This window comes from Pseudomonas sp. BN414 (genome assembly GCF_029871275.1).
Classification (GTDB): Bacteria; Pseudomonadota; Gammaproteobacteria; order Pseudomonadales; family Pseudomonadaceae; genus Metapseudomonas; species Metapseudomonas resinovorans_C.
This window is the reverse complement of record NZ_SSOL01000028.1, coordinates 72,129-85,697: the sequence shown is the minus strand read 5'-3', so window position 1 is coordinate 85,697 and position 13,569 is coordinate 72,129. Positions and strand designations below refer to the sequence as shown.

Sequence of the window (13,569 nt, the reverse complement as noted above, 5' to 3'; positions counted from 1 at the left end):
ATGAATCCTTGGAAACACAGGCTGGGTAAACGCGAGTGATTTAGCCTAGCGACAAATCTATCGAATTAAAGCGGAAAATTTCGCTTTGAAATATCGAGTAATACGATCTTTATAACGAACAGATCTTTGCGGAATTTTGTCGAAGGAACGGGCTGAAAGTTCGTCAGCCGCAGCCGAACGGCGCGGCAGAGGGGATCGGCGGCGGGGAAGACCCGCCGCCGAGGAGGCAACTCAGTTGAGCAGGCGGGAGAAAAAGCCCTTCTTCTCTTCCGTGGCGGCCGCCTTGGGCTTCGCTGCGGGTTTGGCTTCGGCCACAGCTTCGACGGGGCCAACAGCCTTGCCGGCCTTGAGGTCAGCCACCTGGCTGGCGGCGCGCTGACCGCTGCGCAGGGCGCCTTCGAGGGTGCCCGGATACAGCGCATCGGTGTGTTCGCCGGCGAATACCACGCGGCCCAGGGGCTGCTCCCACATGCGCCAGTACAGGCTGATTTCGCCCGGGCCATAGGCCAGGTACGCGCCGCCAGCCAATGCGTCCTTGCCGTAGCGACGCAGCTCGAAGCCCTTGAACTGTTCGCGTGCACCCGGGAAGTGCTTGTCGAAGCGGATCAGCACCTGGTCGACCATCTGCCGGTCGCCGAAAGCCTGCATGAGGCGGGCGTTGTCGCCGGACAGGTTGATCAGCAGGTTGGCGCCGCCCTTGAGGGCCGGCTCGACCCAGAGCATGCCCAGTCCCTGATCGCTATAGACTTCGCCGGAAAGGCGGCTCTTGCCCCAGACCGGTTTTTTGAACTGCAGCAGCATCTGGTCGCGCCAGCCGTAGTTAATGTCCTTCAGGGCGCGCAGCTGCAGCGCCGAGAGAGACGGCGACATGCTGATCTTGCCCAGCGCCGGCAGCGGCACCGCGAGCACGACGTAATCGGCCTTGTAGCCGGTGCCGCCGACCTTCACGGTGACGCCATCCTTCTCCTGCACGATCGCGGAAACGCGGGCATTGGTCTTGATGGTCTTGATCTGCTTGGCCATGGCCTGCGCCAGGCCCTGGCTGCCGCCGGGCAGGCGCGCGGCGCGCATCTCGGTATCCGGCAGGCCACGGTAGACGCGCGCCTGCTGGGCGAGGTAGAGCAACGACAGGCGCGACGGTTCGTCATAGCGCGAGCGGATGCGCTGATCCACCAGGGCCTTGGCCGTCGGCGCCAGGTTCAGTTTTTCCAGCCAGCGCGCCACGCTGATGGAGTCGAGGGTCTGCAGCGTGTGGTTGGCCAGCGGCTTCATCGGGTCGTCGATGGAAGCCGCCAGGTCATCCAGGCTCTTGTCGAAACGCTTCAGGCCTTCGACGGTGCTGGGCGCCTCCTTGAACAGGTCGGCTTCGGAGAAGTAGCGACCGTTCACCAGATAGCCCGGCGTGCGCACGTAATCCGGTGCAGGCACGGCCTTCAGCTTGAACTGGTCCAGGTAGCGATACAGGCTCGGTTGCAGCTTGGCGCTGCCGACCCACTCACTGGCGGCAAGGCCGGAACGCCCGCCGATGCCCGGCTTGGCCTCCAGCACGGTGACCTGCCAGCCTTTCTGCTGCAGCTCGTAGGCCGAGGTCAGGCCCGCCATGCCGCCACCGATGACGATGGCCGTCGGCTGCTTGTCCTTGGCCAGCGCCGTCGCGCTCAGCCCTCCCAATACGATCAGCGCCAAGGCGCGCCAGGCTGCTGGCATGAAAATCTCCCCCGGTAAAACAGTGTCGTTCTGAATTGGCGCGCAGGATACGCCAGCCCTGCCGGCCGGAACAGACGTGCCTTGAGGCCGGCAGGCAGCGTCCTGCTTGTCCAGGGCGGAGGCATTGCATAGGCTTCGCCGATCGCTACAGGAGAACGACTCATGGGCCTCAATGCCGACTGGATGCAACGCGACCTCGCTGTGCTCTGGCACCCCTGCACCCAGATGAAAGATCACGAACGCCTGCCGGTGGTACCGATCCGCCGCGGCGAAGGCGTCTGGCTGGAGGACTTCGAGGGCAAACGCTACCTGGACGCCGTCAGTTCCTGGTGGGTGAACGTCTTCGGCCACGCCAATCCGCGCATCAATCAGCGCATCAAGGATCAAGTGGACCAGCTGGAACACGTGATCCTCGCCGGCTTCAGCCACCAGCCGGTGATCGAACTGTCCGAGCGCCTGGTGAAGATCACCCCGAAGGGCCTTGACCGGGTGTTCTATGCCGACAACGGCTCCTCCGGCATCGAAGTGGCGCTGAAAATGAGCTACCATTTCTGGCGCAATCAGGGGCTGGAACGCAAGAAGCGCTTCGTCACCCTGACCAACAGCTACCACGGCGAAACCGTGGCGGCCATGTCGGTGGGCGATGTCGCCCTCTTCACCGAGACCTACAAGTCGCTGCTGCTGGACACCCTCAAGGTGCCTAGCCCGGATTGCTACCTGCGTCCCGAGGGCATGTGCTGGGAAGAACATTCCCGCGCCATGTTCGCCCATATGGAACGCACCCTGGCCGAGCACCATGAGGAGGTCGCCGCTGTCATCGTCGAGCCGCTGATCCAGGGCGCCGGCGGCATGCGCATGTATCACCCGGTCTACCTCAAGCTGCTGCGCGAGGCCTGCGACCGCTATGGCGTGCACCTGATCCACGACGAGATCGCCGTCGGTTTCGGTCGCACCGGCACTATGTTCGCCTGCGAGCAGGCCGGCATCGCCCCGGACTTCCTGGTGCTGTCCAAGGCGCTCACCGGCGGCTACCTGCCCATGGCCGCCGTACTCACCTCCGAAACCGTCTACCGGGGCTTCTACGACGACTACCAGACTCTGCGCGCGTTCCTCCACTCGCACACCTACACCGGCAACCCGCTGGCCTGCGCTGCCGCCCTGGCGACCCTGGATATCTTCGAGCAGGACAAAGTGATCGAGGCCAACCGCAAGCTGGCCATGCGCATGGCGACCGCAACCGCACATCTGGCGGATCACCCCCATGTGGCCGAAGTGCGCCAGACCGGCATGGTTCTGGCCGTCGAGATGGTTCAGGACAAGGCCAGCAAGACGCCCTACCCCTGGCAGGAACGCCGCGGCCTGAAGGTCTTCCAGCACGCGCTGGAGCGCGGCGCCCTGCTGCGTCCGCTGGGCAACGTGGTGTATTTCCTGCCGCCCTACGTGATCACCGAAGAGCAGATCGACTTCCTTGCCGAGGTGGCCAGCGAAGGCATCGACATCGCTACACGCGACTCGGTGAGCGTGTCGGTGACGGCGGACCTGCATCCGAATCACCGCGACCCGGGCTGACAAGTAACACGGACGGCGCGCCAGGCCTTAAACTGCGCGCCTGTCCCACCTCTGCCCGAACGCCCATGCGCCTTTCCCGCTTCTTCATCGATGCCCCGCTCTCCCTTGGCCAGCATGAGCTGCCCGAAGCCCAGGCCCACTACATCGGTCGTGTGTTGCGTCATGCCGCAGGCGATGCCGTGCAACTGTTTGACGGCTCCGGCCAGGAGTACCTCGGCGAACTGATCGAAGTGGGCAAGAAGGCAGTGCGGGTCGAGCTGCGCGAGTCCTTCGCCGGCATGGCCGAATCGCCCCTGCGGATTCACCTGGGCCAGGGCCTGTCACGCGGCGAGCGCATGGACTGGGCGATCCAGAAGGCCACCGAACTGGGCGTAGCCGAGATCAGCCCCATCGTCAGCGAACGTTGTGAAGTGCGTCTGAAGGACGAACGCGCCGACAAGCGCCTCGCGCACTGGCGGCAGATTGCGATCAGCGCCTGCGAGCAATGTGGGCGTTCGGTGCTGCCGGTGATTCACGCGCCGGTCACGCTGGTCGATTGGCAGCGCGACGTTCAGGCGGATCTCAAGCTGGTCCTGCATCCGGTGGCCGAGCCCCTTGCGAGCCATGCCAGGCCGGAGACGCTGGCCTTCCTGATCGGCCCCGAGGGCGGCCTCTCCGAAGCGGAGGTCGAATACGCGAAAGCGGCGGGGTTCCACGCTGCACGGTTGGGGCCACGGGTGCTGCGCACCGAAACGGCGCCGGTGGTGGCGCTCAGCGTGGCACAGCAACTCTGGGGCGATTTCTAGACCGATGTACCGGCGTAGGTTGGGCTGAGCTACGCGAAGCCCAACGAGCGGAATAACCGGAGAAACGTTGGGCCTCGCTGCGCTCGGACCAACCTACGGTGCTCAGATCAAACCGGCATCCGCCAGCATCTGCTCCAAGGCCACGAGGTCGGGGATCTTCGCCACATCAGTGCCGAGTTGCACCGAGTCCAGCTCCAGGGCCGCCAGTGGCGCATTGGCGCGGCGGAGGTCTTCTTCGAGCTTCAGCGAGCGGGGAATGCCTTGCAGCAGCAGGGCGATGAACTTCACGTGCGGGCGACCGCCGAGGGCATTGAGCACCGCCACCCGGGCACCGGAACCCACCTTCGCCTCACCACCGGCGGCCGCCTCGAAGGACAGCAACGGCAGGCGCAGGTCGCGCCACGCCACCTGGCCCAGCAGCCAGGCCGGCAGTCCCGGCGTTGCCTGGGGTGCGCGATAGGGAATGAGTTCGGCCAGCGCCACGTTGGGCACCAGCAGGGTACGGTCGGACAGGGGCAGCAGAAGCCCGGTAAGGCTGGCGGAGCTGTTCTGGGTGGTAACGGCTTGGCTCATGGAAATTCCTGGGTTAGCTGCACTGTGCGGCCAGATGTTCGACCAGCTTCGCCGCCAGCTCTCGCGGTTCACCGCTGAAACTGCTGTAACCGCCTTCGCGCAGACTGTCGGGCATGCTCGAACAGGCGCAGCTTTCGGCACTCTGGGTCCAGATCAGGCCACCTTGTCGGCGCAGGTAGGCAGCGGCGGCGCTGCCATCGCTCCCCATGCCGCTGAAGGCGATCACACCGCACTGGGCACCGTAGTGCTGGGCCAGGTTGAGCATGGCCTGGTCGATGGATGGGCTGTAGGGCTCTGGCCAGGGGCGCTCGCTCACCTGCATCTGGCCGTCTTCGCTGAAGTTCAGCTCACGGCTGATGGGCACCACGACGACCTCACCGCAGCGCACAGCGTCGGCATGGCGGACCTGGTTGACGTGCCACTGGCTGTGGCGCCCCACCGCCTGGGGCAACGCGCCCTCGAAGCTGGGGTCGATGTGCTGGGCATAGATGAAGCCGATGGGCAGGCCACCGGGCAGAGCGTCGAGGAACGCCTTGACCGCTGCCGGCCCGCCCAGGGAAGCGGCCAGCAGCCAGACTTGGCGCGCAGGCTCGCCCGCCACCAGCGGGGTATCGGCCAGCGCCCTGGGCAGTTCCAGGCGCGCCGGACGCTGGGCATCCGCCAACAGGGTCTCCAGGCTCGGCCCCACCGCAACGGCCGGGTCGCCAACGAGTTTCTTCAGCTTGCCGAACAGGCGCCGCTCCCAACGCGGGTAATGCTCGGAATGGCGCTCCGGCGCGTGACCTTCGCCGAACAGGACGGGCGCACTGGCATGCTCCAGCAGGCTGTCCACGAGGGGCGAATCCTCGGACAGGGCCAGGTCCACCAGCCACAGGTCAGCCTCGCAGGCGCCCAGAGCTTCGTCGTCGAGGCGGGCAGGATCGCTGTTGAGCACGACCTGGTAGCCATTGCCGGTCAGCGCCTGCTGCAGCACATGGCGCTGCAGTGAGGTGTCGGCGAGCACGGCGATCCGTGCGGAAGTCTTCTCTGTCATGTCCGTTTGACCAGATGCTGGATGGATTCGAGCAGCAGCGATTCCTGGTAGGGCTTGCCGAGGTAGTCATTGACGCCGATGGCCATGGCTCGCTCGCGGTGCTTCTCGCCGGTACGCGAGGTGATCATGATGATCGGCAGGTCCTTCAGGCGTTCGTCGTGGCGGATCAGGGTCGCCACTTCGAAGCCGTCCATGCGCGGCATCTCGATGTCCAGCAGCATGATGTCCGGGCGCTGCTCCTGCAGCAGGGCGATGGCATCCACCCCGTCCTTGGCGGTGAGCACGTTCATGCCGTTGCGCTCCAGCAGGCGGCTGGTGACCTTGCGTACGGTCACCGAGTCGTCCACCACCATCACCAGCGGCGGACGCTCCAGGTCCACCTCCGCCGGCAGCAGGTTGGCGCTCGCCGAACGCAGCTGCGGCTGCACCAGGTGCGCGTGACGCGTACGGATGGTCGCCAGCAGGTCCAGGATCACCACCACGCGGCCGTCACCGAGGATGGTGGCGCCGGAGATACCGTGGACGCCGGCGAACTGCGGGCCGAGGCTCTTCACCACGATCTCGCGGGAGCCCACCAGGGCGTCCACCTGCACGGCCACGGCGTGCTCGGAAGAGCGCACCAGGATCACCGGCAGCGGCAGGCTCTGGCCCACCAGCTTGGGTTGCTGACCGTTGGCCAGCAGGTCACCCAGATACTTCAGTTCGTAGTTTTGCCCGGCATATTCGAAACGCGGCGCGTCGGGCTGGTAGTAGGTTTCCAGCTCGTAGGGCGAAACCCGCACGATGCCTTCGATGGTGTTCAGCGGAATGGCATAGAGGTCTTCGCCGGAAAGCACCATCAGCGCGCGGTTCACCGACACGGTGAACGGCAGGCGGATGAGGAAGCGGCTGCCCTCGCCCGGCGTCGAGTCGATGCTCATGGTGCCGCCGAGTTGCTTCACTTCGGAGTGCACCACGTCCATGCCGACGCCACGGCCGGAAATCTGGGTGACCTTGTCGGCGGTGGAGAAGCCCGGTTCGAGGATGAACTGCAGTACCTCGTGGTCCGACAAGTCGGACTCGACGTCCATCATGCCGCGCTCGATCGCCTTGCGGCGCACGGCCTCCAGCTTGATGCCGGCACCGTCGTCGGCCAGGGTCAGGACGATATCGCCACCTTCGCGGCCGAGGTTCAGGCGGATGGTGCCGCTCTCCGGCTTGCCGGCGGCGCGGCGCGCTTCGGCATTCTCGACGCCGTGGTCGACCGCGTTGCGCAGCATGTGCTCCAGCGGCGCCACCATGCGTTCCAGCACGGTGCGATCCATCTCGCCTTCAGCGTTGCCGACGACGAATTCCACCTGTTTGTCGAGCTCGCTGGCCACCTGCCGGACAATTCGGCGCAGGCGCGGTACGAGGCGATCGAAGGGCACCATGCGCGTACGCATCAGGCCTTCCTGCAGCTCGGTGTTCACGCGCGCTTGTTGCAGCAGCAGGGTTTCCGCGTCGCGGTTCTTCGCCGCCAGCGTTTCCTTGAGGTCGAGCAAGTCGGACGCGGACTCGAACAGCGCTCGCGACAGCTGTTGCAGCTGCGAGTGACGGTCCATTTCCAGCGGGTCGAAATCTTCGTAGCCGGCGCGCTCGGCTTCGGCCTGGTAGCGGCTGAGGATCTGCGCCTGGGTCTCGGTATCGAGACGGCGCAACTGGTCGCGCACCCGCTCGATGGTGGATTCCATCTCGCTCAGGGTGAAACTGAAGTCGCTGACCTGCTGTTCCACACGGCCGCGGAAGATGGAGGTTTCACCGGCGAGGTTGACCAGCCCTTCGAGCAGCTCCGCAGGCACCTTCACCAGCTCCTGCGGCGCGCGGCGGGCGGCGGCCTCCTGGGCGGCTTCGCGCGCTCGGTGCACGAACGGCAACACGCGCTCTTCACCCACCACCAGTGGCTGGACGCTGGCCGCGACGATGGGCGTGGCCAATTGCGGGACTTCCGGCTGGCTCGGCGCAGGCGCCGGGGCCAGGTCTTCGGCAATGCTCTGATCGAGTTGCTGGCGCAGCTCTTCCAGCTCGGCCTGCAGGCCCTCGTAACCGGACTGCACGTCGAGGAACAGGCTTTCCGGCCAGGGCGCGCCCTGCTGCTGGGCCTCGACCAGGTGCTGTTCGAGATCGTGGGTGAGGTCGCCGAGGCGTCTCTGTCCGGCCAGTCGCGCGCCGCCCTTGAGGGTGTGCAGCACGCGCAGCAGTTCTTCCACATGGGCGCCGTCTTCGCGCGCCTCTTCCCAGCGGCCAATAGCGGTTTCCATGGCCTCCAGCAGGTCGTCGGCCTCTTCCAGGAAGATATCGAGGATATCCGCCTCGGCCACGGCCTCCAGGTCATCCGCGGCGGCAGGCTGCAGGTGCACGGCGCTGGGCATGCTCAGTTGTTCGCTGGGATTGGCGCGCCAGAGCTGGATGGCGTCGATCAGCGCCTGGCCGTCCGGCAATGCGCGGCGAGCGCGCACCGCATCGAGCATTTCGCTGAGACGGTCCTGGCAAGCCTGCAACAGGCCGAACAAGGCCGGGCTGGCACGCAAGCGGCCGCCGCAAAGGCCTTCGTAGAGGAATTCCAGTTCATGGGCGAGGTCGCCGATGGGGCCGATCTCGGCCATCCGCGCACCGCCCTTGAGGGTGTGCAGGTCCCGTTGCAGGGACTCGATTTCAAGGCTGTTGTCCGGGTCTTCGGTCCAGCGCTGCAGGGCGGCACCGGCGCTGTCGAGGATGTCGAAACCTTCCTCGAGGAAGATTTCCACCAGCTCCGGGTCCTGGTCGTTGTCGAAGGGCTGCGGCGCGCTGTAGGCGGCCGGCTCTTCAGCTACACGCATCTCCAGCAACTCGGCCAGGGACGTTTCGCCCAGGACCTCTGTGGCGACGTCCAGCTCCGAGTCTTCCAGTTCCTCGTTGGCAGCTGCCAAAGGCTCGCCTGGATTCGCGACATCTTCGTCGTCGAAGGCCAATTCATCGAAGGCTTCGGGCTCTGGCAGTGGCTGCACCACGGCGGCGGACAGACTCTGTGCACCACCCTGGCGGAAGCCGCGAATGTCCTGGATCAACTGCAACGGATCGGTCAGCACGCGGCGCGCCTGGAGCTGTTCCAGCAGCGAGGCGAGGCAGTCGTGGCTCTTCTGCAACAGGCCGGCGAGACGCGGCGAATGGCTGTAGCGGCGATCCACCAGGCCTTCGTAGAGGGATTCCAGCTCATGGGCGAGATCGCCGATGGGGCGAATCTCGGCCATGCGCGCACCGCCCTTGAGGGTGTGCAGGTCACGCTGCAGGGCCAGCAGGGCCGGGTTGTTGCCTGGCTCGACGAGCCAGCGTTCCAGCGCCTTACCAGCACTATCGAGGATGTCCACCGCCTCTTCGAGGAAGATCGACACCATCTCTTCGTCCAGGGCGGCCGGGACTTCATCCAGCGGTGCTGCCGCGGGCACTTCTTCGGGGTCGAAGGATGCCAGCTCGGGCAATGCCACTTCCTGCAGGGCGAGTGGCTGTTCCACCATCTCGGGCAGCGGCGGGATGTCGTCAACGCGGGTCCAATCGATGGCGTCCGCGTCAAGCTCTTCGATTTCCAGATCGGGAATCCCGGGCTCCAGCAGCGCCAGGGCCGTCGGGTCGACCAGCTCCTGCATCAGGTTGCGCAAGGCCTCGGCGCGCTCCGGCTGTGGCGTGACCTCCAGTGCGGCAGCGACCTGGTCCATCATGCCGATCAGGGCCTCATGGGCGGCGTCGGCTTCGCTGAAGAAGCGCTCGCTGACCGGCAGGCTGCCTTCGTCGACGGCACCGTACACGTCCAGCAGGGCTTCGCAGAGTTCTTCGATCTGCGGCAGCTCGGCCATTTCGGCACCCCGGCCGAGCGTACTCAGTTCTTCCAGCAGGGCGCCCAGTTCCTGGCGCTGGGCGGGGTGCTCGCGCCAACGCCGCAGCAAGTCTTCGGCGTCGAGCAGGATGTCCATGCCTTCCGCGAGGAACAGAGAGATCATCTGCGGATCGCGCATCTCGCCCTTGTCGTCACGGCGCGCGGCGTTGGCCGCGACCAGGCGGTCCTGATGCAGCTTCTGGATGCGTTCCAGCAGCTCATGGGTGCCTGGAATCGCCGCCAGCGGCGTGCTGTCGAGCTGTGCCACGCCCTGACGCAACAGGTTCAGCGCCTCGCGCAGCAGTTCGGCCTCGGAGAGGTCGATGCTGAGCAGGTTGGTCTTGTATTCCTTGGCCAGTTTTTCCAGCGGCGTGGCGATCTCGGCGATCGGCAGGATGCCCGCCATGTGCGCGCTGCCCTTGAGGGTGTGCAGGGCGCGCTGGAGGTCATCGTTGACCGTCTGCGGTAGCTCGTTATCGCAGGCCTTGATGAAGCCGGCGAGGGTTTCCAGGTGCAATTCCGCCTCGTTGCGGAAGATTTCCAGCAGTTGCGGGTCCAGCGCCTCGCCGGACTCGGTGATGACCGGAGCATGCAGCTCGCCCACGGGCTCGATGGCCTGCTCTGAACCCGGGGCTTCAGATTTTGGGAGCGGCTGCCCCTTGGCCAGGGCGTGGGCCGTGGCGGCCAACTGATCGACGTCATCGCGCTGACGCTGCGCCTTGCCAGCGTAGTCCTCGACCAGGGCGGGCAGGAGGTCGACCACATCCTGAACCACTTGGTAGACGGGCTCGCTGGTCTCGATGCTGCGATCCAGCACGCGGTTGAGCAGGTTCTCCACCGACCAGGACAGTTCACCGATGACCAGGGCGCGCACCATGCGACCACTGCCCTTGAGGGTGTGGAAGGCACGGCGCACTTCACCCAGGGCGTCGCGATCATTGCTGTCGGCACGCCAGCGCGGCATGTATTCGGCCAGGGTTTCCAGCACTTCGCCGGCTTCTTCGATAAAGACTTCCTGCAGTTCGTCGTCCACCGGCTCTTCGTCGGCGGGCGGCGGCAACAGGCTCGGCGGCACCTCGCGGGCCGGCGGATTGAAGGCGGGCACGGGCGCTGCCATGACTTCCGCCAGCGACAGCGGCCGCTCAACGGCGGGCGCTTGCACCGGCGCTTCCAGCGGTGCGCTGGGTAGTTCTACCTCCGGCAGGCCGAGTTCGGCGAGGGCGGCTTCGTCCCACTCCAGCGGTGCCGGAAGGTCCTCCAGGTTCATCGCTTCCAGCTCGGCCACCGGTTCGGCGCCGGGCAGTGCGTCAAGCTCGTCGAAGTCCAGGCTCGGCAGCGCTTCGAGGCCGGCTTGCGGCATGTCGAGCGCCGGTTGATCGCCTGGCAGGGCCGGTGGCAGTTCTTCGAGGTCGGCGAGGTCGAAACTCGGCAACGGCTGGTTCTCGTCGAATTCCAGCGGCGTGTCGAGACTGAGGTCGAGCAGTTCGCCTTCCGTCGCCAGCGACTCTTCGGCCAGGGCGGGCAGGCTGTCCAGCTCGGCCAGATCGAGGCTCGGCAGGGCTCCGTCGTCCTGCAGCAACGACGGTTCCAGCTCCAGGCTCGCAGTGGCTTCGGGCTCCAGGCTGAGTTCGATGGTTTCAGCCGACTGCTCGGCTTCCAGCTCATCCAGGCTCCAATCGCTTTCGGCAAGCAGCGACTCGCTCTCGGCGACCGGTACCTCGGCAATGGACGCGAGCTCCAGGGGAGCATCCAGGCTCAGATCGATGACTTCGGCAGCGGGTTCGACTTCCAGCTCACCCAGGCTCCAGTTGTCATCGGAGACCAACAGCTCGCTCTCGGCGACTGGAGTCTCAGCAACAGCGGCCACCGGCTCCAGCGGTTTGTCCAAGCCGAGGTCGATACCTTCGGCAAGCGGCTCGAACTCCAGATCGTCCAGGCTCCAGCTGTCTTCCGCGACAGCCAGTTCGCTCACAGCGACCGGCACTTCGGCGACAGCCAGCTCCAGCGGGGCATCCAGACTGAAATCGATGCTTTCGGCGGCCGGTTCGGCCTCCAGTTCACCCAGGCTCCAGTTGTCATCGGAAACCAGCAGCTCACTCTCAGCGGCCGGCGTGGCGGCATCGCCAAGCGCTTCGCGGGCAACATCCTGTTCGAGGGTGGCGCCATCGATGGCCGGTTCGAATGCGAATGCCTCAGGCATCACCGCTTCCGGCTCGTCTTCCGGATCGAGGTGCTGATGCAGTTCCGACTCTTCGGCCGCCAGTACTTCGATTTCCTGAAGCGGATTGGCCAGGGGCGCAGGGGCCTCGTCCTCATCCACCCGATCGAGGATGGAGGGCTTTTCTTTCAGCGGATAACCCAGGGATTCCAGGCTTTCCTCGGCCACATCGAGGATCAGGTCGCCTTGGGCGGCATGGTCTTCCGAGAGGCGTTCGAGGTAGTACTCGACGCTGGTGATGGCGTCGGCCAGGGTGTCCAGGCTCTGCCAGTTGGGCACGGCCTTGCGGGCTAGCAGCTGTTCCTGGATGTAGCGGTTGCAGGCTTGCAGCAGGGAAGCGGCGCGCGGCAGCGGGATCATCGCCAGGCCGCCTCGGGCCTGGGTCAGCAGCTCTGGCACGCGGGCCAGGTGCTCGTGGTTCCACTGCGACGCGATGAACTCGATGATGGCGTCCTTGGCCTGTTCCAGGCCGTTGCGCGCCTCCTTGATCACCAATTGGTGAATCTGCGCCACGTCGGTGGTGGGCAGGTGGCTTTCTTCCGCCGCGCCATCGTCTGCCGGGCCGACCATGCCGGCCAGGGTGGCTTCGACGTAGAGCAACGCGCCGGCAACGTCCATCAGCACAGCATCGCTGGGGTCACGCTGGCCGAGCGACAGGCCGTGGATGACATCGATCTGGTCGAGGATGACCTTGCGCGGTTGACCGAAGCCCAGCACTGCCAGGGTGTCGGCGATCTGCTTGAGCGGCGGCAGCAGGGAATCCAGTTCGGTCACGCCACTGCGGTCGCTGCGGACGAAGAGGTCGAGGCTGTCCTTGACCCGCACCAGTTCCTCGCAGAGGGCGGTGACCACCGAGCGCATGGCATCGCGGTCAGGGCCGGCAAGGCGGGCGCGCTCCTCGTCTACCACGGCGGTGTCGGGCAGGGCCTCGTCGAGGCGATAGCGTTCCTTCAGGGCACGGATACGCGGCGACTGGGCCGGCGCCTTGGCGACGTAGAACAGCAGGTTCTTCACCAGGTCTTCCGGGGCGGCCTGGTTGAAGCCGTCAGCGCCTTCTTCGAGCAGGCGCTTGAGCTCCTTGTCCACCTGGCGCAGCAGATTGCGCACCGAGGAGCCGTTGACCACGGAGCCATTGGCCAGGCCTTCCACCAGGCCGGAGGCGATCTGCCAGAGTGGGCCGAGCGGCGCGTCCTGGCAGAGGGATTCGAGGCGCGCAAAGACCCGCGCCATGTAGCCGAGGTTGGCGGCCAGGTCCTGGTTACGGATCACACCGACCAGTGCGGTCTGCAACATCTGCCGCAGCTTGCGCAGCAGCACCGGCAGATCGGCTGTACGCATGCGCGCCAGGGTGTCCATCGACAGCGCCGGGAGCACGCTGGACAGGTCAGGTGCGAACAGGCTGGTTTCCGACAGCAGGTTGTCGCCACGGGCGGCACGCAGGTCGTTGAGCAGCGGCAGCAGGACCATCGGCAGGTCACGACGGGCACTCTGGATTCGATCCAGGTAGGGCGGCAGCTGCAGGATGGCCTGCATCAGCACTTCCAGGGCCTCGCCCCGGTTGGCCGCGCGGCCTTCCATCAGGGCCTGGGCAAGACGCTCCATTTCTTCGGCGAGCAGGGCCGCGCCGTAGAACTCGACCATCTGCAGCGTGCCCTGGACCTGATGGATATAGGTCAGGCAGAAACGCATGCGCGTCGGGTCCTGGGGATTTTCGACGAAATCCTCCAGGGCCTGCCGCGCCTGCTTCAGGGTTTCCGCGATCTCGCCCTTTACCCACTCGAGGGCAACGTAGTCGTGCCGATCAGTCATAGCCGTC

The 13,569-nt window shown here is 65.8% G+C and carries 6 protein-coding genes; 2 read left to right on the top strand and 4 right to left on the bottom strand.

Going from position 1 to position 13,569, the window contains the following annotated elements; all coding sequences use genetic code 11:
* Positions 1–231 precede the first annotated feature (231 nt).
* Positions 232–1,707, bottom strand: a complete 1,476-nt coding sequence (locus tag E8E95_RS03865) for a flavin monoamine oxidase family protein (protein ID WP_280348238.1) — start codon at positions 1,705–1,707, stop codon at positions 232–234.
* A gap of 162 nt (positions 1,708–1,869) precedes the next feature.
* On the opposite strand from E8E95_RS03865, the gene E8E95_RS03860 reads away from it, so the two are divergent.
* On the top strand, positions 1,870–3,276 hold the full coding sequence (locus E8E95_RS03860; RefSeq protein ID WP_280348236.1) for an adenosylmethionine--8-amino-7-oxononanoate transaminase: 1,407 nt from the start codon (positions 1,870–1,872) through the stop codon (positions 3,274–3,276).
* Positions 3,277–3,341: 65 nt separating this feature from the next.
* Positions 3,342–4,061, top strand: coding sequence for a 16S rRNA (uracil(1498)-N(3))-methyltransferase (locus E8E95_RS03855; RefSeq protein WP_280348234.1), 720 nt, complete (start codon positions 3,342–3,344; stop codon positions 4,059–4,061).
* Positions 4,062–4,163: 102 nt separating this feature from the next.
* Here E8E95_RS03855 and E8E95_RS03850 read toward each other — a convergent pair whose 3' ends face one another.
* From E8E95_RS03850 to E8E95_RS03840, 3 genes are read right to left on the bottom strand one after another with little or no spacing between them, the layout of a single operon-like run.
* Positions 4,164–4,634, bottom strand: a complete 471-nt coding sequence (locus tag E8E95_RS03850; protein WP_280348232.1) for a chemotaxis protein CheW — start codon at positions 4,632–4,634, stop codon at positions 4,164–4,166.
* Positions 4,635–4,647: 13 nt separating this feature from the next.
* Positions 4,648–5,667 (bottom strand): chemotaxis protein CheB, encoded by a 1,020-nt coding sequence (locus E8E95_RS03845; RefSeq protein WP_077524198.1) that lies wholly within the window; start codon positions 5,665–5,667, stop codon positions 4,648–4,650.
* Complete coding sequence (locus E8E95_RS03840) at positions 5,664–13,562, bottom strand: Hpt domain-containing protein (protein WP_280348230.1); 7,899 nt, start codon at positions 13,560–13,562, stop codon at positions 5,664–5,666. The genes E8E95_RS03845 and E8E95_RS03840 overlap by 4 nt, the downstream gene beginning before the upstream one ends.
* Positions 13,563–13,569 lie beyond the last annotated feature (7 nt).

Excerpts from the sequence above, each read along its gene's own strand:
- E8E95_RS03840 (WP_280348230.1), bottom strand. The coding sequence starts at position 13,562 with ATGACTGATCGGCACGACTACGTTGCCCTCGAGTGGGTAAAGGGCGAG.
- E8E95_RS03845 (WP_077524198.1), bottom strand. The coding sequence starts at position 5,667 with ATGACAGAGAAGACTTCCGCACGGATCGCCGTGCTCGCCGACACCTCA.
- E8E95_RS03850 (WP_280348232.1), bottom strand. The coding sequence starts at position 4,634 with ATGAGCCAAGCCGTTACCACCCAGAACAGCTCCGCCAGCCTTACCGGG.
- E8E95_RS03865 (WP_280348238.1), bottom strand. The coding sequence starts at position 1,707 with ATGCCAGCAGCCTGGCGCGCCTTGGCGCTGATCGTATTGGGAGGGCTG.
- E8E95_RS03860 (WP_280348236.1), top strand. The coding sequence starts at position 1,870 with ATGGGCCTCAATGCCGACTGGATGCAACGCGACCTCGCTGTGCTCTGG.
- E8E95_RS03855 (WP_280348234.1), top strand. The coding sequence starts at position 3,342 with ATGCGCCTTTCCCGCTTCTTCATCGATGCCCCGCTCTCCCTTGGCCAG.